The 22,522-nt window shown below is 47.2% G+C and carries 21 protein-coding genes; 7 read left to right on the top strand and 14 right to left on the bottom strand.

The window, feature by feature from the left end; all coding sequences use genetic code 11:
* Positions 1 to 93: 93 nt before the first annotated feature.
* The 5 genes from folE2 to B5D50_RS01615 all read left to right on the top strand — a co-directional run bounded on the left by folE2 (position 94) and on the right by B5D50_RS01615 (position 5,044).
* Positions 94 to 1,071, top strand: coding sequence for a GTP cyclohydrolase FolE2 (gene folE2 / locus B5D50_RS01635; protein ID WP_078920831.1), 978 nt, complete (start codon positions 94 to 96; stop codon positions 1,069 to 1,071).
* A complete protein-coding gene (locus B5D50_RS01630; RefSeq protein ID WP_078920830.1) occupies positions 1,071 to 2,540 on the top strand; it encodes a protein adenylyltransferase SelO in 1,470 nt (489 codons plus the stop codon). The genes folE2 and B5D50_RS01630 overlap by 1 nt, the downstream gene beginning before the upstream one ends.
* Positions 2,541 to 2,585: 45 nt before the next feature.
* Entirely contained in the window at positions 2,586 to 3,566 is a 981-nt protein-coding gene (locus tag B5D50_RS01625; protein WP_078920829.1) for a DUF2156 domain-containing protein, read from the top strand.
* A gap of 81 nt (positions 3,567 to 3,647) precedes the next feature.
* A complete protein-coding gene (proC, locus tag B5D50_RS01620; protein ID WP_078920828.1) occupies positions 3,648 to 4,487 on the top strand; it encodes a pyrroline-5-carboxylate reductase in 840 nt (279 codons plus the stop codon).
* An 8-nt stretch (positions 4,488 to 4,495) separates the two neighbouring features.
* Positions 4,496 to 5,044, top strand: a complete 549-nt coding sequence (locus B5D50_RS01615) for a YggT family protein (protein ID WP_078920827.1) — start codon at positions 4,496 to 4,498, stop codon at positions 5,042 to 5,044.
* Between the two features lie 141 nt (positions 5,045 to 5,185).
* On the opposite strand, the gene B5D50_RS01610 is transcribed toward B5D50_RS01615, so the two are convergent.
* The 12 genes from B5D50_RS01610 to B5D50_RS01555 all read right to left on the bottom strand — a co-directional run bounded on the left by B5D50_RS01610 (position 5,186) and on the right by B5D50_RS01555 (position 17,617).
* Positions 5,186 to 5,773 (bottom strand): DUF308 domain-containing protein, encoded by a 588-nt coding sequence (locus B5D50_RS01610; protein ID WP_078920826.1) that lies wholly within the window; start codon positions 5,771 to 5,773, stop codon positions 5,186 to 5,188.
* An 85-nt stretch (positions 5,774 to 5,858) separates the two neighbouring features.
* Complete coding sequence (locus B5D50_RS01605) at positions 5,859 to 7,151, bottom strand: hemolysin family protein (RefSeq protein ID WP_078920825.1); 1,293 nt, start codon at positions 7,149 to 7,151, stop codon at positions 5,859 to 5,861.
* Between the two features lie 79 nt (positions 7,152 to 7,230).
* On the bottom strand, positions 7,231 to 7,899 hold the full coding sequence (locus B5D50_RS01600) for a nitroreductase (RefSeq protein WP_078920824.1): 669 nt from the start codon (positions 7,897 to 7,899) through the stop codon (positions 7,231 to 7,233).
* 116 nt (positions 7,900 to 8,015) lie between these two features.
* Positions 8,016 to 8,588 carry a peroxidase-related enzyme gene (locus B5D50_RS01595; RefSeq protein WP_078920823.1) on the bottom strand — a complete coding sequence of 191 codons (573 nt, stop codon included), beginning with the start codon at positions 8,586 to 8,588 and terminating at the stop codon, positions 8,016 to 8,018.
* Between the two features lie 179 nt (positions 8,589 to 8,767).
* Entirely contained in the window at positions 8,768 to 10,006 is a 1,239-nt protein-coding gene (locus B5D50_RS01590) for a phenylacetate--CoA ligase family protein (RefSeq protein ID WP_078920822.1), read from the bottom strand.
* 20 nt (positions 10,007 to 10,026) lie between these two features.
* A complete protein-coding gene (locus B5D50_RS01585; protein ID WP_078920821.1) occupies positions 10,027 to 10,839 on the bottom strand; it encodes an ABC transporter ATP-binding protein in 813 nt (270 codons plus the stop codon).
* A 163-nt stretch (positions 10,840 to 11,002) separates the two neighbouring features.
* Complete coding sequence (locus B5D50_RS01580) at positions 11,003 to 12,298, bottom strand: ABC transporter substrate-binding protein (RefSeq protein ID WP_078920820.1); 1,296 nt, start codon at positions 12,296 to 12,298, stop codon at positions 11,003 to 11,005.
* A 25-nt stretch (positions 12,299 to 12,323) separates the two neighbouring features.
* The gene (locus tag B5D50_RS01575) at positions 12,324 to 13,400 is read right to left on the bottom strand and encodes a branched-chain amino acid ABC transporter permease (protein ID WP_078920819.1); all 1,077 of its coding nucleotides are present in this window, start codon (positions 13,398 to 13,400) and stop codon (positions 12,324 to 12,326) included.
* A gap of 3 nt (positions 13,401 to 13,403) precedes the next feature.
* The gene (locus B5D50_RS01570; RefSeq protein ID WP_078920818.1) at positions 13,404 to 14,405 is read right to left on the bottom strand and encodes a branched-chain amino acid ABC transporter permease; all 1,002 of its coding nucleotides are present in this window, start codon (positions 14,403 to 14,405) and stop codon (positions 13,404 to 13,406) included.
* Between the two features lie 12 nt (positions 14,406 to 14,417).
* Positions 14,418 to 15,218 (bottom strand): ABC transporter ATP-binding protein, encoded by an 801-nt coding sequence (locus B5D50_RS01565; RefSeq protein ID WP_078920817.1) that lies wholly within the window; start codon positions 15,216 to 15,218, stop codon positions 14,418 to 14,420.
* Positions 15,218 to 17,161, bottom strand: coding sequence for an AMP-binding protein (locus tag B5D50_RS01560; protein ID WP_234975761.1), 1,944 nt, complete (start codon positions 17,159 to 17,161; stop codon positions 15,218 to 15,220). Before B5D50_RS01560 ends, B5D50_RS01565 begins: the two co-directional genes overlap by 1 nt.
* Positions 17,162 to 17,323: 162 nt before the next feature.
* On the bottom strand, positions 17,324 to 17,617 hold the full coding sequence (locus B5D50_RS01555) for a hypothetical protein (protein WP_143594208.1): 294 nt from the start codon (positions 17,615 to 17,617) through the stop codon (positions 17,324 to 17,326).
* A 198-nt stretch (positions 17,618 to 17,815) separates the two neighbouring features.
* Here B5D50_RS01555 and B5D50_RS01550 point away from each other — a divergent pair, with 198 nt between their 5' ends.
* Complete coding sequence (locus B5D50_RS01550; protein WP_078920815.1) at positions 17,816 to 19,801, top strand: PAS-domain containing protein; 1,986 nt, start codon at positions 17,816 to 17,818, stop codon at positions 19,799 to 19,801.
* On the top strand, positions 19,794 to 20,537 hold the full coding sequence (locus B5D50_RS01545; RefSeq protein ID WP_078920814.1) for a response regulator transcription factor: 744 nt from the start codon (positions 19,794 to 19,796) through the stop codon (positions 20,535 to 20,537). The genes B5D50_RS01550 and B5D50_RS01545 overlap by 8 nt, the downstream gene beginning before the upstream one ends.
* Before the next feature lie 10 nt (positions 20,538 to 20,547).
* Here B5D50_RS01545 and dusB read toward each other — a convergent pair whose 3' ends face one another.
* On the bottom strand, positions 20,548 to 21,546 hold the full coding sequence (gene dusB, locus B5D50_RS01540) for a tRNA dihydrouridine synthase DusB (protein WP_078920813.1): 999 nt from the start codon (positions 21,544 to 21,546) through the stop codon (positions 20,548 to 20,550).
* A gap of 113 nt (positions 21,547 to 21,659) precedes the next feature.
* Positions 21,660 to 22,445, bottom strand: coding sequence for an enoyl-CoA hydratase-related protein (locus B5D50_RS01535; protein ID WP_078920812.1), 786 nt, complete (start codon positions 22,443 to 22,445; stop codon positions 21,660 to 21,662).
* Positions 22,446 to 22,522 lie beyond the last annotated feature (77 nt).

The raw sequence follows: 22,522 nt of genomic DNA, 5'->3' as shown, positions 1-22,522 counted from the left end.
TACCTTCTAGTAGGTGAATTGCTAGAACTCCTTGAGTTTTGTTACCTTAGTCCCCATTGATATCCAATTAACTTCAAGTTAAGGAGCTTGTCCATGAGTGCAACTAATGCCTGCACTGATTTGTCTTGCAATATCTTACCAGATATTGCGAGCCAGCCGCATGCAGGACCAAAAGGTACATTAAACTGGGTCGGTATGAGTGCTATCGAAATTCCGGTTTTTGTACTCAATGCCACTGGCGAAAAAATTCAAACGCTTGCACGGGTACAAGCCTATGTGAATTTAATGGATCCCCATAGTAAAGGGATTCACATGTCTCGTTTGTACTTAGCTCTCGATAATTTGCTGAGTATGCACGAGCTAACCCCTGAACTCTTACGTAAAACGGTGACTCAGTTTGTAGAGTCGCATGGTAGTTTGAGTACGGCTGCCTATCTTGAGTGCCGGTTCAATTATTTCGAAAAGCGTAGCTCGCTGGTGAGTGACAATCGGGGTTGGAAAAACTATCCAGTCAGAGTAGCAGCTACTTTGCGTGGGCAACAGTTTGATTTGGAAGTGCAGGTGGAAGTACCTTATTCCTCGACTTGCCCATGCTCGGCAGCTTTAGCCCGCCAATTGATTCAAGAAGGTTTTCGTGATCAGTTTGGAGAGGCGGTTGTGAATGCACAGCAGGTCTATGATTGGCTAGGGACGACACAAGGCATCAGTGCTACCCCTCATAGTCAACGCAGTATGGCGCAAGTCAAAGTGAAATTAGCAGAAAAAATCCGCAATTTGCCTCTGACAAGTTTGATTGATCGGATTGAAAATGCCTTACAAACCCCAGTACAGGCTGCTGTCAAGCGTGAAGATGAACAAGAGTTTGCTCGGTTAAATGCAGCGAATCTGATGTTTTGTGAAGATGCAGCCCGTCGTTTGAAAGTGGCGATGTCTGAAGATATTTCAGTGCGTGATTTCTGGATTCGGGTAAATCACTTGGAAAGTTTACATGCCCATAATGCTGTTTCGGTGGCTATCAAGGGTATTGAGGGGGGCTATCAAGATGATCCACACGATTATATGACTTGCTAATGTATACCCTTGATACCCTACCTTTTAAGAATTGTTTTGCGCAACTGCCCGCGCATTTTTATGCGCGGGTGGCTCCGACCCCTTTAGAAAATGCCCGCTTATTAAGTTTTAATGCAGCGGCCGCGCAGTTGATTCAATTAGATCCTGCTGAGGCGCAAAATCCAAACTTGGTCGCTTATTTCAATGGTGAGCGTGCTTGGCAAGGGACTCAGCCGGTTTCCATGTTGTATGCAGGTCATCAGTTTGGCAGTTATGTGCCACAGCTAGGTGATGGGCGTGCCATGATTCTTGGTGAGACTCAAGGCTGGGAATTGCAGCTAAAAGGCTCAGGACCGACTCCCTTTTCGCGGGGCAGTGATGGGCGAGCGGTGATTCGCTCGACAGTGCGCGAATATTTATGCTCAGAAGCAATGCATGGTTTAGGCATCCCGACGACCCGTGCTTTATGCATGCTGATTAGTGACGAGGAAGTGTATCGTGAGCGTATCGAGCAGGCAGCTCTATTAGTGCGGATGGCACCTTCACACTTGCGCTTTGGTAGTTTTGAAGTGTTTTTTCATCGTCGCCAATATGCACAATTAACCGAGCTGGCTGATTTTTTGCTGGCTCAGCATTTTCCCGAGTTGCAGCACCAGCCTGAACCTTATTTAGCCTTGTTGGAGGCTGTGGTCAAGCGTACAGCCCGCTTAATGGCGCAATGGCAGTGTGTAGGCTTTGCGCATGGGGTGATGAATACCGACAATATGTCAATCTTGGGTCTGACCCTCGACTATGGGCCTTATGGCTTCTTGGATGTGTATGAGCCGGGGTTTATTTCTAATCATTCCGATCATGAAGGCCGTTATGCGTTTGATCAGCAGCCTTCAATAGGATTGTGGAATCTAAATGCCTTAGCCCATGCTTTCCTGCCACTACTAGCAGACGATCCTGACGAGGCTGTGGAAAAAGCCCGCTCAGCTTTATGGCAGTATCAACCAGAATTTGATCAAGCTTGGTTGAATGGGATGCGTGCCAAATTGGGTTTGCAAGCAGAGTTTGCGGCGGATCAAGCCCTGATTGCTGAGCTACTGACTAACATGCAGCAAAACTTAGTGGATTACACGATTTTTTTCCGGCGTTTAGCGAGCTTAAGTCGACAGCCGCAGAATACGGATACCAAGGTGCGTGATTTATTTTTAGAGCGTACTGCTTTTGAGAGCTGGGTTGAGCATTATCGGCAGCGTTTAGCCCAAGAAGATTCACTGGATGCCCAGCGCCACACTCAGATGCGGCAGGTTAATCCGGCTTATATTTTGCGTAATTATATGGCACAACAAGCCATTGAACAGGCCGAGCGTGGAGATGCTCGCGAAGTCGAGCGCTTATTGAAGCTTTTACAACAGCCATTTACTGAGCAGGTAGGAATGGAGCGCTATGCAGATCACCCACCTGCTTGGGCTGATAGTATTAGCCTCAGTTGCTCTTCTTAAAGCTTTCTTCGACAATGCGTGCTTTCCAATGAATTTAGGCCAGCCATGATTCATCCAGATTGGCAGCGACTTGAGCCTTATCTTAAGCACTATGGGCAAAGCTGCTTAAGCTATTCAGTGCTGCAAACGGGTATGCATTATTATCTTGAAGAGGGGATCGGCTTTATTGCTTATCTCCCTTTTCGTCATCCGATTCTTGCCCCACTGGGGCGGAAAATTATTTTAGCGGATCCAATCTGTGCATCTGAGCAAGCGCAAGGTTTACTCCAGCGTTTTATTGCTATTCATAAGCGTGTGATTGTTTTGCAATGCTCAGCGTTTATTGGCCAAGTACTAGAAAAACTGGGGTATGAGGTCAATCATTTTGGTCAAGAAACTGAATTACCGATCCCCTTTGATTTAGCGGGTAAAGAGCGCTCTAAATTGCGTCAGTGGCGGAATAAGTGTGAGCGCGAAGGAGTGAGTGTGGAAGAGCGAGCGATTTCGGCGGGTGATGCTGGCGAAATTGCAGCCTTATCGCAAGCTTGGATACAAGAAAAAGGCGGCAAAGAATTAACGCTCCTCACTCGCCCCTTTGTGAATGCTGATGAGCCAGATGTCCGCTGTTTTTGGGCGCGTCAACAGGGTAAGTTGGTGGGTTTAGCGATTTTTGATCCGATGTATGCCCAAGGAAAAATCATCGGCTACTACCATAACTTTGATCGGATCACGGCGGATGCTCCCAATGGCACGAGTGTATTTATTATTCTCGAAGCGATGCGCCAATTTGAAGCAGAAGGGGTGCAGAAGGTATCTTTAGGTTTAATGCCTTTATATGTACTGCGCAAGCATTTCCGTCATAATGAATTCACTATGAAAGGCTTAAAATATGCCTATCGTAAGTTGAATCACCTCTATCCTTTCCAAGGCAATATTAGCCATAAGAAAAAGTTTAATGGCCTGCGTCAGCCTGTGTATTTTTCATCAACCCAAGGCAATCGCTTGTGGGAAATGTTTATTCTGATGAAAGCGATGCGAATGATTTAAGTTTTTGTACAAGCTTAGCGACGTTTTGCGGTTTCCTGTATAAACTAATCGACCATCTTTGAGTAGAGAGATAAAACCACCATGACTCCACAATTATCCAGAAAATTAACCACGGTTGCTTTTATTGGAGCCGGCAATATGGCACGCAGTTTGATTGTGGGCATGTTGCAAGATGCAGGTGAGCTACAGATTCGCGTGTCTGACCCTGATCAAAATCAACTGGATGTGATTCGTAGCTACGGCAGCGAAATTTTTACCAGCACAGATAATCAGCAGGTGATCGACGGAGCCGATGTTGTCGTGCTCGCCGTTAAGCCACAAGTGCTGCGTAGCGTACTTGAGCCGTTGCAAACCTTAGCGCAAAAGCAACAGCCACTGTTTGTATCCATTGCTGCAGGGATTCGTGAAGCCTCTTTAAATACTTGGCTAGGGGGTAGGCTGCCGATTGTCCGTTGTATGCCGAATACCCCAGCTTTAGTGAAAGCGGGTGCGACAGGATTATATGCTAACTCACAAGTTTCTAAAGAACAGCGCAGTTTAGCAGAAAGCATATTGCGGACTGTTGGAATTACCTTGTGGTTTGAGGATGAAGATAAACTGGATGCAGTTACTGCAGTCTCCGGTAGCGGCCCTGCTTATTTCTTCCTAGTGATGGAAGCGATGCAAGCGGCAGCGGAGTCTTTAGGGCTTAAACCTGAGGATGCTCAGCTGTTAGTCGTGCAAACGGCCTTAGGTGCAGCCCGTTTAGCTTTAGAAAGTGATCAGCAGCCAGCGGATTTACGCAAACAAGTCACGTCTAAAGGTGGAACGACTGAGGCTGCTTTGAATCAATTAAATACAGGTGGTTTAGTGCCGTTATTTGCTGAAGCTTTAAAAGCTGCTGAACAGCGCTCAAAAGAATTAGCACAGGCGAACACTTAGGAGCTTTCATGGTTTTGCAAAATATTGCGGTCTTTTTGATTTCGACCCTTTTCTCCTTGTATATAGGCGCGGTATTGCTACGTTTTCTACTCGCTTTGGTTCGTGCTGATTTTTACAATCCACTGTCACAGTTTTTAGTAAAAATCACTAATCCAGTCTTAGTGCCTTTGCGTCGCTTTGTGCCGCCGATGGGTAAAATTGATACCGCATCTTTAGTCTTAGCGTTTACCCTAAAATTGATTGCCGTCATTTTATTGATGAGCCTTCAAGGGATTGATGCAGGTTTAGGTAGTTTATTATTAGCCGTATTGGCGGATTTACTACGGACTGTCGTTTGGATTTTTATGATCGCTTTAATTATTCAGGCGATTATGAGTTGGGTTGGGAATAGTTATGGCAATCCGATGGGATCACTCTTAGATAGTTTAACCGCTCCACTCCTAGATCCAATTCGTAAATTTGTACCCTTAATTGGTATGGTCGATCTATCACCTTTGGTTGCAATTTTGCTGCTGCAAGTGGTTTTGATTGCCCTATCGGGTTTCCCGAATATTTAAACTAGAGTCAAACTACAACCTCAGCCAACTATATTCAACTAGGTTAGTAGGTTGGCTGAGCAGTCGTTTTGTTGTGTTTAAAGGGATAGGCGGCTCATTCAAGCCCGCACTCAAATCAGCAAGCCAGTGATTGCAAGTGATTTAGATCACTTGCTTAATAAGCCGCTCATTCATGGTATTAAAGCCCCAGCCAATTAGGGTCAAGCAGAGGCCAGCACTAATTAGCTCGACTGCGAGTAGCAGGCTCAGCTTCAGGTCTGCGGGTAAGAGATGAGTCGCTAGAAGTGCCGCCAGCACCAGACTCATCAAACCTGATAATAGCAGCCAAGACCATTCGCGGGCGGGACGTAAGCGATAGGCATAAATAATCTTTAATAGCCCCAAGCAAGCTAATAGCCCTGCGACTACATGCACGGTGCTGAAGTTTTCCAAGGGATTGCGTAAGACGGCAATCGCAAGCAACACCAATAGCGTTCCGAACACTAGCCACCAGCGAAAAGTTGTTGATCCATGCACCCGCAGGGCTTGGAATAATTGAAAAAAACCACACACTAAGAAAGTCCAACCGATGACTTGATCTGCATCATAGCGTGTCATTAAAGGCAGCGTAATCGCGAGTACACCGCCTAATAGCAGGATGCAACCAAGGATGAGGAAATGATTCCAATTTTTGCCAAGTTCAATCACCCGCAAGCGTGCCTCGCGAGATATACCAATCAACAGTTCCATTGTAGAGAGACTCCCACGCTTCTTATAGGCTAATTGTAGTGTACAGTTCGAATAAGCAGTGCAAAAACACGCAGCTACCCTATTTTTAAGGTTCTTCAGACTGCAGGCGAGTGGCTAGGACTTTATCAATCCGTGTACCGTCCATATCCACAACTTCTAGACGCCACCCCTCCCATTCGCAATGGTCGGCTTCTTGGGGTAAGCGACCTAATAACAACATCAACATTCCACTAATTGTATGATAACGCCCTTTATCCTCTTCGGGTACAGTGCGAATGTCCAGACGATCTTTTAATTCTGGGATCGGAATCAAGCCATCTAGTAACCAACTGCCATCATCGCGCTGCACAGCCCAAGTATCATCTTGATGCTGCGGTTTGAACTCACCCATAATCGCTTCCATCATATCATGCAGCGTGACAATTCCTTGGATTTCGCCGTATTCATCAATAATAAATACTAACTGGCTGCCAGAATCTTTAAAGTTTTCTAATAACTCAATTCCGGTTAAGGATTCTGGAACGAAAGCGGCAGGGCGTAAATTATTGGTCAGATCAATCGGTTCACCCGCTAAGATCTGGTTCAATAAACGACTGGTGCTCGCCACACCGAGAACTTCTTTCCAATTGCCACTCACGACAGGGAAGCGCGAATAGCGACTGGTTTGGATTAAGGCTAAGTTTTCTTCTAAAGGCCGTTCAATATCCAAATAAGCGACATCACTGCGAGGCACCATAAAGGAGGAGATTTGTCGATCATCTAAGCGGAACACATTTCTGACCATTTGATGTTCTTGTGCTTCAATGACACCGGCTTCAGAGCCTTCACTGAGCAATAAATGAATATCCTCTTCGGTCACGGACGAGCGCCCACCATCTTTTGCACCGAGCAGTTTTAATAATAAGCGGGTTGAGCCAGACAGTAACATAACAAAAGGTTTAGTAATAATCGCCAACCACCACATTGGCGTGGCGACTCGGCGGGCAATGCTTTCAGGATGCATTTGCCCCAAACGTTTAGGGACTAACTCACCTAAAACAATCGAAAAATAAGTAATACTGACGACCACCAAACCAATAGCTAAGGGATTTGCAATCGTTTCCTCTAACCCTAAACTTTGTAGCCAAGTACTAAAGGGCGGGCTTAAAGCCGCCTGACCCACGATACCGTTTAATACCCCAATCGAGGTAATACCAATTTGCACCGCAGATAAGAAAAAAGTGGGGTCTTCACCCAAACGCAGAGCCACTTCAGCTCCATGATCGCCCTGTTGGGCTAGATTTTGTAAGCGTGTTTTCCGAGCTGCCACCAGCGCGATTTCCGACATGGCAAAAAAGCCATTTAATAATATCAAGCCAAATAAAATGGCAATGTCCACAGTTTAATAATCCCCAAACAACGAAATGCTGGGGATTATAGCATTTTCTAGTCGGCGCTGTAGGACTGTACTGAGTCGATTAGTCGATTAAGAATTGGGTAAACTGGCTGACAGGCTCACGTACCGTTCGATAGCTATTAATCACTGCACTCGTGTCTTCATAACCCAAAGCCATGCCACAGACAACAATCTGATTTTGGTCGTAGCCTAGGTATTCACGCACAATATTGGGATATTCACCTAAAGCGGCTTGTGGGCAAGTGGCTAGACCCTGTTCAACGGCGGCAAGCATGACCGATTGCAGGAACATACCATAATCTAAGTACGAGCCAGTATCCATAATCCGGTCAATGAAAAATAACAGCATGACGGGGGCATCAAAGGCGCGATAGTTGGCAACCCACTGTTCGGCACGGCGTTCTTTATCTTCTTTGCCAATTTTTAAAGCGCTATACAGTTGTAAACCACAAACCCGACGGCGAGCTAAAAACGGGTCTTTCCATTCATCGGGGTAGTAGGAGTAATCCATCCCGCCTTTTACACTACTGCGGTAAGCCTCTTCAATTTTCTGTTGCAGCTCATCCTTTTTTGTACCCATAAACACAGCGACCTGCCACGGTTGGGTATTCGTGCCGGAAGGTGCCCAACGTGCTGCCTCGAGAATTTGTTCAATGGTTTCGCGGCTAACAGGTTTATCTAAAAAAGCGCGCGTGGATTTTCGAGCGTGCAATGCTTCGCTTACATTCATAGGTCTCTCTTCCTGCTTTGGAGGTAAAGTGGATACTGTAGCGGAAGCTGGGGTTAGGCTCTAGTAGGCGGAGAAATATCGACTTGTTTGATGCAGCAGCCTCGACACATTGGTCGTTATCCTCGTCCCATCCCATAAAACTCCTCATTCGCCCGCATCGACAACAGATTGGCTAGCCGATTACTCATGCCAAAGAAAGCTGAGATTGCACCCATATCCCAAATATCTTCATCGCTAAATCCCTGCGTATGTAAATTCGTATAATCTTCATCATTTACTGCATAAGCGGCTTGAGAAACTTTCATCGCAAAATCCAGCATCGCTTTTTGGCGGTCGCTAATATCAGCTTTGCGATAATTAATGGCGATTTGATCAGCAATTAACGGATTTTTAGCCCGAATTCGTAAAATAGCCCCATGCGCAATCACGCAATAATGGCATTGATTGGCATTCGAGGTAGCCACTACGATCATTTCTCGTTCGGCTTTAGTTAATCCGCTCGGCTTTTCCATTAAAGCATCGTGGTAAGCAAAGAAAGCACGAAATTCATCAGGTCGATGCGCTAAAGCTAAAAAAACATTAGGAATAAAACCGGACTTTTCTTGAACAGCTTCAATGCGGCCGCGAATATCTTCAGGCAAACTAGCCAAGCTAGGTACAGGAAAGCGGCTAATGGGTGGAGTATTCATTGAGTAGATCCCGAGCATAGCTATAAAAAACCTCTATAAAAAGCCAAACCACACAAACATTGACTGGCGATGCATGTGAGGAGGGGACATGCGTATTCAAGTCCAGCAAAGCTCGCCTATCATTATCTTTGGCTGCGTTGAGTCCGTGTGGTCGGCTAAAGCGAAAGTAGAGCTAAACTTTAGTCATATTTGCGTAAATCACTAATCACCACACCGTCGTTGGCAAGGCTGCCGAGTTCGACGAACTTTACTTCGCCCCGCAATTTACAAATATCCCGAATACTCGCGGCAATAGCTTGTGCCAGTGGCTCGTTGGGGGTAGCCGTTTCACAATGCAAGCTAAGTTGATCGGCCTGATCTCGCCATTCTACCACTAAACGAGCTTTAGCGATTTCTGGGTGGCGCTTAGTCACTTTATCCACTTGTGAAGGGTGGATAAACATCCCGCGCACTTTGGCGGTTTGATCCGCACGGCCCATCCAGCCACGAATCCGTTTATTGGTACGACCACAGGGGCTTGAGTCGGGCATCAGCGCGGACAAATCACCCGTTGCAAAGCGAATCAACGGATAATCGGGATTCAAATTAGTCACTACGACTTCGCCTACTTCGCCAATTGCAACCGGGTCGCCTGTGCCAGGGCGAACAATTTCTAAATAAATCCCTTCATCCACCACTAAACCTTGGGCTGCTTCGGTTTCATAAGCAATCAAGCCCACATCTGCGGTCGCATAAGCTTGATAACAAGTAATACCGTGTGCGGCGAATTTAGTGCGGAAGGCTGGTGGATACGCCTCACCACTGACTAAGCCGTGTGTGATGGAGCTAATATCCAGACCTAATTCGGCCGACTTATCCAGCAGAATATTTAAGAAGGAAGGGGTACCGACATAAGCGTTTGGTTTTAAATCAGCAATCGTTTGTAACTGGAGTTCTGTTTGCCCCACTCCTGCAGGAATCACCGTGCAGCCTAAAGCATGTGCTCCAGTTTCCATCATCATCCCCGCCGGTGTGAGATGATAGGAAAAGGTATTATGGGCAAGATCACCTTGCCGGAAGCCCGCACAATATAAAGCGCGTGCTAAGCGCCAAAAGTCTGAGCGATACGTTGAACCCGGTTCATAAATGGGGCCGGGGGAGGCGAAAATATGGGTCAGGGCTTGGCCTTGTATCGCCGCTAAACCCCCAAAAGGGGGGGCTGCTTTTTGCTGAGCGGATAAATCGGCTTTGCGCGTGACGGGCAAGCGGGCAATCGCAGCCGCAGACGTCAGTTCCAGCGGATTCACCTCAGCTAATAATTGAGTATAAGCAGGTGCATGGGCTTGAGCATAAGCCACCTGTTGGGCGACGGCAGCGATTAAGGCCGCTTCGCGTTCTGCAGCATCCCGTGTTTCTAGCTCATCATAATACTTGCTCACGCAGCCTTCTCCTCAGTGATTTAAGCTAACCAACGCTTACGACGACGATAATGCTTCACATCACGGAAGCTTTTTTTATCTCCACCACTGAGGCCGAGATAGAACTCTTTCACATCTTCATTGGAGGCTAGGTGGCTTGCTGCACCATCCATCACCACCCGTCCATTTTCAAGAATATAACCATAAGTTGCATAACGTAGGGCAATCGCCGCGTTTTGCTCAGCCAGCAAGAAAGTTACGCCTTCCTTTTGGTTGAGAGTTTGGACAATCTCGAAAATCTCTTCCACCAATTGTGGTGCTAGCCCCATTGAAGGCTCGTCTAACAAAATTAGTTTGGGCTTAGCCATCATCGCCCGCCCGACGGCTACCATCTGTTGTTCACCGCCAGAGGTATAGCCTGCTTGGCTTTTGCGGCGAACTTTGAGGCGCGGGAAATAGCTGTAGACCATCTCTAAATCATCCGCCACTGCCTTACGCCCATCGGTACGGGTATAAGCTCCGGTGAGTAGGTTTTCTTCCACTGTCAAATGTCCAAAACAATGTCGCCCTTCCATGACCTGCACCACACCACGCTTAACCAGATCATTCGGTGACAAGTTTTCCACCCGCTCTCCCTCAAACTCAATCGAGCCTTTGGTGACTTCACCGCGCTCGGTCTTAAGAATATTGGAGATGGATTTGATGGTGGTGGTCTTACCCGCTCCATTGGCTCCCAGCAGAGCTACTACCCCGCCGTTAGGCACTTCCAACGATATACCTTTCAGCACCAGAATGACGTGATCGTAAATCACCTCAATGTTTTTGATACTGAGCATCGAGTTTTCTGTCGTCATAGCTGTCCATTGATAATGGCTGAACAATTGATGAGCACTACTCTTATCCCCGACCCTAACCCTCCCGCGCAAGGAGGGAGGGAACTTGACCCCAGCCTTAACTCCCTTCCCTCCTTGTGGGGGAAAGGGGTGGGGATGGGGAGAGTGGGACGATACCTACACCTTACTTACACTCACGCGGCGTGATTTTGTTTTCCGCTGCAAAGGCTTCAGAATCGGCTTTGATCAGTGCGTCGATGACCTCCCGATCCGATTGCATGAAGTCAGACACTAACTTCCAAGAGCCAGCTTTCGCATCCCATTGCTGGACGGCAACCAAACCAGAGCCACCATGGTTTTCGCAAGAGGCGGTAATTTCTGGGGCAAAGTTAGCTAAGCCAAGAGCCTCTAAGCGGGCTTTATCCAGTTTCAGAGCTTCCAAGCCATCCCGCATCTGTGCGCCCGTCAAGTCTTTAGTGTTATGAATTTTCTGAGCAGTAGCGGCAGCTTCAGCAGCGAGCATTGCAAAGTACAAGCCACGGTTATACAAGGCAGTGCCGATATTCTTGCCACCGTTGGACGCTTTGCCCTTAGCCACTAAGTGAGTTTCGATGTCTTTGAAGATGGGGAAGTCTTTACCCACACCGTGGAAAGTCAAGGCCTTGTAGCCATTTGCACCTTCACCCGCTGGCTTTACATCATTCTCAGAACCCGCCCACCAGATACCAATGAACTTATCCATTGGGAAGCCCATTTTGGACGCTTCACTGATGGCGACTTGGTTCATGACCCCCCAACCCCACATTAGTACATAGTCAGGTTTGTCACGGCGGATTTCCAGCCATTGTGATTTTTGCTCTTGCCCGGGCGAGTCAACGGGGATGGTTTTCAGCGTGAAGCCATGTTTCTTGGACAATTCTTCCAGAGTACGGATAGGTTCTTTACCGTAAGCAGAGTTGTGGTAGACCAAGGTGATTTTTTTGCCTTTCAGGTCACCTTTTTCTTGGTCAAGCATGTATTTCACCCCAACCGATGCGCCATCCCAATAGTTCGCTGGGTAGTTGAAAACATACTCAAACACCTTACCGTTGGCAGAAGAGGTGCGCCCATAACCGGGGGTCAACATTGGAATTTTGTCCGCAGTCACTTTCGGGATGAGCTGATAGGTAATACCCGTTGAGAGTGGTTGGTAGAGTAAAGCACCATTGCCTTTGGTGGATTCATAGCACTCAACGCCTTTTTCTGGCTTATATTCAGTTTCGCATTCAGGGGTTTGCACCTTGACGCCACCGATACCACCATCCCGCTCATTGAGGAGGGCGAAATAGTCTAGATAACCATCGGCATTTTCAGCCCCATTGGCACCAAATGGCCCCGTGCGATAGCTGAGTACGGGGAACATCAGATCAGCCATCGCAGGTACTGAGGTTACCAACAGTCCGGCTGCGAGCAGGGCAACACCCATTTTTTTCAATTTCATACGTTTCTCTCCTCCAGATAAAACATTAATGCGGGAAGGGCCACAGACGCAGGCGCTCTTTCGTCACCCGCCACAACTGTGCCAACCCATGTGGCTCAACAATCAGGAAAAACATGATCAAGGCACCAATCAGCAATAACTCTAGGTGTGCTGCCAAATCAGCAGGCCACCCAAACCAGCCCACCATAATATTCTTCAGCAAAACTGGCATTAAAGTCAGGAAAGCAGCACCCAGAAATGAACCCAAAATACTGCCCAGTCCACCGATAATAATCATGAACAGCACCAAGAAAGACTTGGCAATACCAAAAGAATCATTTGGCTCAGCAGACCCTAGATACAAGGCAAACAGCATCGCTCCTGACATACCAATATAGAAGGAGCTGACGGCAAATGCTGACAGCTTGGCTTTTAAGGGCGGTACCCCAATGATTTCAGCGGCAATATCCATATCACGAATGGCCATCCATGAACGCCCAATCCGGCCGCGCACCAAATTATGGGCAATGAAAGCAAATATCGTTACCAAAGTCAGGCAAAACAGATAGGTCATCCACGGGGGGGCTTCTGCCCCTGTCACTGGGATACCAAACAAAGTGCGCTCTGGAGCGGAAATCATCCCAGACGCAGAGTAGTTGTAAAACCAAGGTACTTTATTAAATAACCAGACTAAGAAGAACTGCGAAGCTAGGGTGGCGACTGCCAGATAAAAACCCTTGATCCGCAAGCTCGGTAAACCGAACACAACGCCTACCATCGCGGTAATCAAGCCAGCGAGGATCACCACAATGAACATATTCAACCACGGAAAGGCCACCATCAGCTTGTAGCAGGCATAAGCCCCCACGGCCATAAAGCCGCCTGTCCCCAAGCTCACCTGACCACAAAACCCAGTCAGAATATTCAAGCCCAGTGCAGCCATCGCCCAAACCAGAAAGGGCAAAAGCACGGACTTTTCCCAATAGTCATTGATCAGAAATGGCACTACCAAGAAAGCAAATGCAAGAATCCCGTACACCACATGCCGATCTAAACGGATCGGAAAAGTCTGCTGGTCTGCGCTATACGAGGTTTTGAAATCACCCGACTCACGGTAAAACATCAATTACACCCTCTCGATAATGCGTTCGCCAAACAAACCTTGTGGGCGGAACATTAGGAAGAACAATGCCAGCACATAGGCAAACCAGTTTTCGGTCGCACCACCTAGCATCCCACCAATGGAGTACTCAAACAGCTTTTCACCAACACCGATGATCAGACCACCGACAATAGCGCCCGGAATCGAAGTGAAGCCACCGAGAATCAATACGGGTAAGGCCTTGAGTGCAATCAGCGACAGCGAGAACTGTACTCCAGACTTGGCTCCCCACATAATCCCGGCAACCAAAGCTACAAACCCAGCAATCGACCAGACAATTACCCAAATAGTTCGCAAGGAAATCCCAACGGTGAGTGCTGCCTGATGGTCGTCTGCCACGGCACGTAAAGCGCGTCCAGTCTTGGTATATTGTGAAAACAAGGTCAACACGACGACTAATAAAATGGCAATTCCTGCCGCTGCTACATCGAGCATATCAACATACATGCCGGGATAATTAGAACCTTCCGTTGCCCAGCCTGCGGTCATCGTCTCAAACCAAGTTGATGCGCCAGAAGGCAAACCGACATCCATGGTTTTAATGTCCGCACCCCACATCAAGTCACCAAAGCCTTCCATGAAATACGCCAAGCCAATGGTTGTCATAAACAGGATAATCGGTGCTTGGTTGACCATGTGCCTTAACACAATTCGCTCCACTAGATAAGCAAATAGCACCATCACCCCCATCGTTAGGAGAATGGCGAAGAAGGTCGGCAAACCCGGCCCCCAAGTTTCTAAATGGGTTCCAAATATGGTATTAATGACATGAGCAAAGGGTATTTGACCAGTCTGGAAACCAACTAGTGTCAGAGCCGCAAACAAAGCCATCACGCCTTGTGCATAGTTAAAAATGCCAGAGGCCTTATAAATCAGCACAAACCCTAAGGCTACTAGTGAGTACATGACACCAGCTAGTAGACCGTTGATAATAACTTCGAGGACATTCAATAATTCTGGACTCATCGCAACCCTTCCTTAATGCCCTACACCCAAATAAGCTTCAATCACCGCTGGGTCATTGCGTACCTCATTCGGTGTACCATCTGCCAACTTCTTGCCGTAATCCAGCACTACCACGCGGTCAGACAAATCCATAACTACCCCCATATCATGCTCAATCAGGGCAATCGTTGTACCAAACTCCTCATTCACATCCAGAATGAAGCGGCACATATCCTCTTTCTCTTCCAGATTCATCCCTGCCATCGGTTCGTCTAGCAGCAGTAACTTGGCTTCTGCTGCCAAGGCTCTCCCCAACTCGACTCGCTTTTGCAAGCCATAGGGCAGGCGTCCGACCGGAGTCTTCCGAATGGCTTGAATACCTAGGAAATCAATAATGCGTTCCACCTTTTCACGATGGGCAATTTCTTCACGTTCCGCTGGCCCTTTCCACAAGGCTTGCCAAAGGATATTCGTATGCATTTGCGTGATGCGTCCAGTCATCAGGTTATCGAGGGTCGACATACCTTTAAACAGCGCGATATTTTGGAAAGTACGCGCAATGCCTTGACGTGCGACTTCATAAGGCCGCATCGGGCCGCGTTTTTGCCCACGAAACCAAACTTCACCTTGCTGAGGATGATAAAAACCGCTGATCACATTTAGCATCGAGCTTTTACCGGCTCCATTTGGGCCGATAATGGCGCGGATTTCACCTTCTTTAATATCAAAACTAATATTAGTGAGTGCTTTCACACCGCCGAATGCGAGGGTGATATTCTTGACTTCTAGCAAAATGTCCCCAATTTTGCGCCCATCTTGTGTCAGTTCAGCCATTATGCAGCCTCCTTCACAGCAGCCAAGGTGGGTACATCAACGATTGCTAAATTCGCTTCAATCGCACCTTTACGACCATCTTCAAAGGTCACTTCGGTGCGAATAAAACAGGCTTTTGAACCGTTGTAGAGTGCATCAATTAGCACGCCATATTTTTCAGCGATAATCCGGCGGCGTACTTTGCGAGTACGGGTGAGTTCGCCATCATCAGGATCGAGTTCTTTATGCAGAATTAAGAAGCGGTGAATTTGCGAGTTAGATAACAGCGGATCACTAGCAAGGCTACGATTCACTGCTTCAATGCTGTCCAGCATCATTTGGTAAACCCGAGGATCACCAGCCAATTCTTGGTAGCTGGCATAAGCGACATTATTGCGCTCTGCCCAATTGCCCACTGCTTCTAAGTCAATATTAATAAAGGCCGTGCAATAATCTTTTTCATGCCCAAAGGCGACCGCTTCTTTAATATGTGGGAAGAATTTAAGCTTATTTTCAATATATTTAGGCGCAAACATCGAGCCGTCATTGAAGCGACCGACATCTTTAATCCGGTCAATGATTTTTAAATGCCCGTTTTCAGCAAAATAGCCTGCATCACCCGTATAAACCCAACCTTCTGCATTTTTGGTTTCCCGCGTGGCTTGCTCGTTTTTGAAATAGCTGTGGAATACACCAGGACCACGATACAACACCTCGCCATTATCAGCGATTTTTACATCCACTCCGGGGGCAGGGATGCCGACCGTATCGGCAAAGATTTGCCCATCCGGCTGCATGGTAATAAAGACCGCTGCTTCGGTTTGACCGTAAAGCTGCTTGATATTAATGCCCAGCGAGCGGAAGAAATCAAAAATCTCTGGGCCAATGGCTTCACCTGCCGTATAAGCTAAACGGATACGAGTAAAACCCATCGTATTTTTCAAAGGGGCATAGATTAGAATGTTACCTAAGCCATAAAGCCATTTATCTTTAAAGCTGACGGCTTCGCCATTCAATAATTTCACCCCTGTTTTACGGGCTACACCCATAAAATAGTTATACATGCGCTGTTTGAGCTTGCCTGCATCATGCATGCGAATAGTGACCGTGGTCAGGATGTTCTCAAACACCCGTGGCGGGGCGAAATAATAAGTGGGGCCAATTTCGCGTAAATCCGTAGCAATCGTGGTTTCACTTTCTGGGCAATTGATAGCAAACCCTGCTACATACGCTTGCCCATAGGAGAAAATATGATCACCTACCCATGCCATTGGCAGATAAGATAATACTTCTTCAGAACTCGTGAGCTTATCAAACTCAGCACTATTGCGTGCTGTGAGAATGATATTGTCATAGGTCATCACTACCCCTTTAGGCTTACCGGTGGTGCCTGAGGTGTAGAGAAAAATACTAATATCGCTGCCTTGACCTTGGGCAATGGCTTGGTTTAAGTAGTCAGGATGAGCTTGGGCAAACTCACGGCCTAGGGTTTGCAGATCTACAAAATCATGCAAATGATCGTGCTGGTAAGCACGCATTCCACGCGGGTCGTCATAGATAATATGCTGCATATTCGGACAGCGATCCTGAATCTCTAGCATTTTATCGACTTGCTCTTGGTCTTCAGCAATGACGAATTTTGCCTCAGCATGCTCAAGTACATACTGCATTTCATCAGCGACGGAATCTTGATAAACAGGGACGGGAATACCACCTAAGCACTGGGTAGCGCAGATGCCCCAATAAAGACGCGGGCGATTCGAACCAACAATGGCTAATTTATCGCCCCGCTGAAATCCCAGTGCAGCCAAACCATTGGCAAGTGCAAAAATTTCATCGCGCATTTCTGCCCAAGTCCAGGACTGCCAAATGCCATAGTCTTTTTCACGCATCGCTACCTTACTAGCAAGACGTTGAGCATTGTCGCTTAGTAATTTCGGGAAAGTATCAGTTTGGTGATTCACGCGACTCCTCCTTCGCCTGATTCCTAGTTTTTATCCTAAGCGCAAAGCAGGTAAGGTGTCCAAGCTTAGTTTGTAAAGCTAGTGTAAAACTGCATTCAGGCATTTAACTGCTTGAGAGCAGCTTGAGCATGGCTTGAACTAAGTCACTGATTTTCTGGCCTTTTAATGCAAAATTCGCTTTACACCGGCTCTCTTCGGTGGGCATTGGAAACAGCCATTGTGTTTATGCATCTTCACTAGCGCACCGCTCTCCATATAGTTTTGATTGGGTCTGTGTACATGCGTAAAGGTTAATAGCTCTTCTGAACAACCGGGGAGACGCACAATATGCGTATGTGCTTGGTTAGGGATATTCATCGCCCAAGCTTTATCTTCTTCGGTTGATGCAACTGACGCTGACTCGGGATCAGCGGTCGTCGCACAGCCGACTAAGAGCAGCGGAAGCAGAATAAGCAAGCCCAAACACTTAACTTTGCTGAATGATGGCATAGAAATCAGTCCAGTAAGGGAAAAGAAAGCCACCCATTCTACTCGTCTTAAAGCAGGCTAACTAGACTAGAGACAGGGCGTAATCTAAGCAACATCCGGCTGATAATTTGTAAACCGAAGGTAAAGCTACTCCCATCTCGGCTAAGACTGGGTAATACTAAGTAAATGAGTACAGAGGCTATCCTTGGCAACCACAGCGCTTTAACACTGGATGTTCTGAACTACTTAGATCAGGGTATTTCGGTGTTTGATGAAAATCTACGCTTGCTCGCGTGGAATCGGCGTATGTTTGAGCTACTTGAACTACCCGAGGCGTTAGCGCAGCACGGTCTACCACTAGAAGTATTCTTCCGTTTTAACGCAGAGCGTGGCGAATATGGTGAAGGTAATATTGATGAGCTAGTGGCCGAACGAATTGTCCTTGCTAAAACCTTCGCTGCGCATGTTTTTGATCGCGTGCGCCCTGATGGCAGTGTGATTGAAGTACGCGGGAATCCTTTGCCCAATAATAGTGGCTTTGTCACCACTTATACCGATGTCACTCACCAACGCATGGTTGAGCTAGAATTAGAACGCCGTGTAGAGCAACGCACCGAAGAGTATCGTCTTGAAAGTGAAGCTCATCGCAAAACAGCGGAAGCTTTGCGTAAAAGTGAGTTATGGATTCGGCAAATCGCGGATGCAGTACCCGCCTTGATTGCCTATGTCGATAAAAATAATGATTATCAATTTATCAATCAGATGCATCAGGAGTGGTTCGGTCTTAATCGCAGCCAATTAATCGGAACGTCCATTTTTGATCTCGTCGAAACCCGCAATCTTGAGCAGTTTCATAAAGATATTGATGCGGTTCAGCAAGGCCAAGAAGTCCAAACTGAATATGTTCTAGGTCGCAAAGGCCGTAGCCCTTTAGATGTGTCGATTTCCTTTATTCCGCATTTTGATGAGCAAGAGCAAATGCTCGGCTATTTCTTTTTGGGGCAGGATTTAACCGAATACAAGCAGACCCAGCGTGAACTGATTGAATCGCAAAAAATGCAAGCCTTAGGACGCCTAACCGGAGGCATGGCTCATGATTTTAACAATCTGCTGACGGTTATTTTGGGTAATTTGAATTTTCTGGAGGAGGATGAAGAATTAGATTTAGAGGAAATGCGCGAGGCAGTGCAATGCAGTTTACAAGCTGCACAACGGGGCAGCGAGCTGATTCAACGGATGCTGACCTTTTCACGTCGCCAAGCCTTAAAACCTACCGCTACCGATGTCGGCGAATTAGTGGATGATTTTAGTGTGCTCTTGCAGCGTACTTTGGGTGAAACCATTCATTTACAAAAGCAATTAGCCGAAAACCTAGCTCCCGTTTTAGTGGACAAAAATCAGCTTGAAACCAGTTTATTGAATCTAGCACTCAATGCGCGTGACTCTATGCCGCGTGGTGGGCGCTTGATTATTCGGACTGAGCGATATCAAAAGCTCACCAACTCCAATGCTTTCAACGATTTACCCATCGGTGAATACCTGATGCTGAGTGTGCGAGATGAAGGCGAGGGTATGAGCCGTGAAACGATTAGCCGTGCCTTTGAACCCTTCTATACCACAAAACCAGCTGGGTTAGGCACGGGGCTAGGCTTAAGTATGGTATATGGTTTTGTGAAGCAATCAGGGGGCGGGATTGAGATTCACTCAAAGTTAGGTGAGGGGACGACAATTCGTTTAATTTTCCCCGTCGTTGATGAAACCCCGATTCAGCAGCAAAATCGGCTTTTACGTTTAAAGCAGGATGGGCGACAAGCACAGGTCTTATTGGTCGAAGATGATGTCGGTGTGCGTCAATTTGTTCAGCGCACTTTGCAAAAAATGGGTTATGCCGTAGATTTGGCAGAAAACGGCGATTTCGCTTGGGAGAAGCTCCTCCACAATCGGCATTATGCTTTAGTGTTGACCGATATTATTATGCCCGGTTCTATCAGTGGTTTAGAGCTTTACTCGCGGATTCGACACGATTATCCTGAAACCAAAGTGCTGTGCATGACTGGCTACAGCGAACAGGTGGAGTCAACCTTAAGTGAGCAACATTTGCTACGTAAGCCGTTTATGCGAAATCAGCTAGCCCACAAATTGCAGGCGCTGTTGAAGGCAGAACATGCTTGAATCAATAAGTCCTACCCCCAATCAGATTCTGATCGTTGATGATGAGCCAGCGATCCGTTCACTCGTCAAGCGTTATTTCGAAAAGCGAGGTATGGTGGTGCATTGTGCGGCTTCAGGTGAGGAAATGCATGCCGTGCTGAATACTGAAGCGATTGATATGGTGTTTTTAGATGTACATTTGCCGGGCAAGGATGGCTTTGAGCTGCTTGATGAAATCAAAGGCGAGCATCAGGCAGGGGTGATTATGCTAACAGTGGAAAATGACCTTGACGCTCGCTTGCACGGTTTGAATGGTGGGGCCGATGATTATATGCCTAAACCCTTTGCGATGAGTGAATTGCATGCGCGCTCTAATGCGGTATTGCGGCGTTTAGGTCGCTTTAAACAAATGCCTAAACTAGAAACGAGTTGTTATCGCTTTGCAGGTTATGCGCTCGATTGCAAATTACGTGAAGTCCGTAATCAACAACAAGCTCTAATCGACTTGTCTCCTGCAGAAATTGATTTGTTGTTAGTGTTTGTCAAGCATCCCCAAACGGTTTTGAATCGGGATTATTTAATGCAACAAACCCGTGGGCGTGAGGCTGCCCCCTTTGATCGCACGATTGATGTTCGTGTTGGCCAACTTCGTAAAAAACTACCGATTAGGGATGAGCAAGCTCTATTTAAAACGGTGCGGGGAGGTGGTTATATGCTGACGCAAGCAGTGGAGCGTGCACGCAGCGCCGAGCCTTAAGTTTAAGCAGTCACGCAGCTAAAGGCTGAGAGGGATCAAATTGAACCATCAGCCTTGCAAAATAAGCTTCCACCGCTTCTGCTTGGGTGGCTGTCGATGTTTCCGTATACATGGCGGCACGGAAGGCATGGCTATTCGGTAAGTTAGTCGTATACCAAGCGATATGTTTGCGTGCCATGCGGCAGCCTGAATACTCACCATAAAAGGCATACAAATCCGTTAAATGCTGCAAAACCACGGTATGAATTTCACGGAGGCTCGGTGCAGCTAAGGACTCACCTGTCAGTAAATAATGTGCGATTTCACGAAAAATCCACGGGCGACCTTGAGCCGCTCGACCGATCATCAGGGCATCTGCCCCAGTTTGCTCGAGTACGAATTGAGCTTTGGCAGGGCTATTAATATCACCATTAGCAATCACTGGAATCTGAAGGCGCTGTTTGACTTCCCGAATCAGTGAATAGCGGGCTTCACCCGTATACATTTGCTCACGAGTACGCCCATGAATCGCTAGGGCCGCAATTCCGGCTTGCTCAGCACGCTGCGCGACCCGCAGAATATTTTCTTGCCCATTCGCAAAGCCTAGGCGGGTTTTTAAGGTGACGGGCACATCGACAGCGGCGACGACTGCATCCAAAATCTTGGCCACTAAATCTTCATCTTGCAATAAAGCCGAACCTGCTAAACGTTTACAGACTTTTTTGGCAGGGCAGCCCATATTGATGTCTACCATTTGCGCACCATTCGCGACTTGATAACGTGCTGCTTCGGCCATTTGTTTGGGGTCAGAGCCTGCGATTTGGGCAGAGATAGGTGCGAGTTCACCGTCAAAATTAGCCCGGAACATGGATTTTTTTTGTGCATATAAACTCATGTCTGCGGCCATCATTTCGCTAACCGCATGGCCTGCACCCAACTGTTTACACAAGGTACGAAAAGGACGATCCGTGACTCCAGCCATGGGAGCCACGATCAGGTGATTGGTTAAGGTATAAGGGCCAATTTTCATAGCCGCGCAGTTTATCAGCTTCTGGCCGCTATGCGAGTGTTGCCGCATGGATAGTGGCGCTAAGTAAAACAAAACTACGCAAGCTAGTGGATGAGTTTAAGCTCTAACTGTCATTAAAAGCCCCGGAATACCGCTTTACGTTTTTCTACAAAAGCAGCCATACCTTCTTTTTGGTCAGTGGTTGAGAAGCTTAAGCCAAAGGCCTGTTCTTCAAGTAAACACGCGGTTGTTAGCTCTAAGTCTTGCCCACGAATTACCAGTTGTTTACACATTTGTACCGCCAGCGGTGCTTGGGCGGCAATTTCACGCGCTATTTTGAGTGCTTCATTCATCAATTGATCAGCAGGATAGACATGATTCACTAGTCCCCACGCTAACGCAGTCGCTGCATCAATGCGCCGACCGGATACCAATAATTCGAGGGCTTTAGAACGCCCAATTAAGCGACTTAAACGTTGTGTACCCCCAAAGCCCGGTGTGACACCTAAAGCCACTTCAGGTTGACCGAATTGCGCTTGTTCAGAAGCGATAATCCAATCGCAGCTCATGGCTAATTCACAGCCACCTCCCAAGGCAAAGCCCTGCACAACAGCAATCACCGGTATCGGTAATAGCTCTAAGCTACGGAAAGCCTGCATACCTTTGCGCCCAAAGGCTTGGCCTTCGATGGCAGTTTTTGACTGCATTTCTTTAATATCAGCCCCTGCCGCAAACGCCTTTTGTCCTGAGCCTGTTAGAAGAAGGACTCGTGCATCGGCTTGAGTTTTAAGATACTCAGCGGCTGAGTGAATCTCTGCTAAAGTTTGTGCATTCAGTGCATTAAATTGAGCAGGACGATTGATGGTTAGGCAGTAAATACCCGACTCAATCGTTGTTAATAAGATCGTTTCAAACTCCATCCATCCTTCCTCCACCTAGACTGATTCGAGTATAACGGCTGTTCTGTGCAGAGACTAGGCATGACCGTTGAGCTTAA

It is taken from the genome of Thiothrix eikelboomii (genome assembly GCF_900167255.1).
Lineage (GTDB): Bacteria > Pseudomonadota > Gammaproteobacteria > Thiotrichales > Thiotrichaceae > Thiolinea > Thiolinea eikelboomii.
Note: the sequence above shows the minus strand (reverse complement) of the source record. Positions and strands in the feature narration are given on the sequence as shown.

Bases quoted from the DNA above. Each gene is read 5' to 3' on its own strand.
- folE2 (WP_078920831.1), top strand. From the start codon at position 94: ATGAGTGCAACTAATGCCTGCACTGATTTGTCTTGCAATATCTTACCA.
- B5D50_RS01630 (WP_078920830.1), top strand. From the start codon at position 1,071: ATGTATACCCTTGATACCCTACCTTTTAAGAATTGTTTTGCGCAACTG.
- B5D50_RS01625 (WP_078920829.1), top strand. From the start codon at position 2,586: ATGATTCATCCAGATTGGCAGCGACTTGAGCCTTATCTTAAGCACTAT.
- proC (WP_078920828.1), top strand. From the start codon at position 3,648: ATGACTCCACAATTATCCAGAAAATTAACCACGGTTGCTTTTATTGGA.
- B5D50_RS01615 (WP_078920827.1), top strand. From the start codon at position 4,496: ATGGTTTTGCAAAATATTGCGGTCTTTTTGATTTCGACCCTTTTCTCC.
- B5D50_RS01610 (WP_078920826.1), bottom strand. From the start codon at position 5,773: ATGGAACTGTTGATTGGTATATCTCGCGAGGCACGCTTGCGGGTGATT.
- B5D50_RS01600 (WP_078920824.1), bottom strand. From the start codon at position 7,899: ATGAATGTAAGCGAAGCATTGCACGCTCGAAAATCCACGCGCGCTTTT.
- B5D50_RS01595 (WP_078920823.1), bottom strand. From the start codon at position 8,588: ATGAATACTCCACCCATTAGCCGCTTTCCTGTACCTAGCTTGGCTAGT.
- B5D50_RS01585 (WP_078920821.1), bottom strand. From the start codon at position 10,839: ATGACGACAGAAAACTCGATGCTCAGTATCAAAAACATTGAGGTGATT.
- B5D50_RS01580 (WP_078920820.1), bottom strand. From the start codon at position 12,298: ATGAAATTGAAAAAAATGGGTGTTGCCCTGCTCGCAGCCGGACTGTTG.
- B5D50_RS01575 (WP_078920819.1), bottom strand. From the start codon at position 13,400: ATGTTTTACCGTGAGTCGGGTGATTTCAAAACCTCGTATAGCGCAGAC.
- B5D50_RS01570 (WP_078920818.1), bottom strand. From the start codon at position 14,405: ATGAGTCCAGAATTATTGAATGTCCTCGAAGTTATTATCAACGGTCTA.
- B5D50_RS01565 (WP_078920817.1), bottom strand. From the start codon at position 15,218: ATGGCTGAACTGACACAAGATGGGCGCAAAATTGGGGACATTTTGCTA.
- B5D50_RS01550 (WP_078920815.1), top strand. From the start codon at position 17,816: ATGAGTACAGAGGCTATCCTTGGCAACCACAGCGCTTTAACACTGGAT.
- B5D50_RS01545 (WP_078920814.1), top strand. From the start codon at position 19,794: ATGCTTGAATCAATAAGTCCTACCCCCAATCAGATTCTGATCGTTGAT.
- dusB (WP_078920813.1), bottom strand. From the start codon at position 21,546: ATGAAAATTGGCCCTTATACCTTAACCAATCACCTGATCGTGGCTCCC.
- B5D50_RS01535 (WP_078920812.1), bottom strand. From the start codon at position 22,445: ATGGAGTTTGAAACGATCTTATTAACAACGATTGAGTCGGGTATTTAC.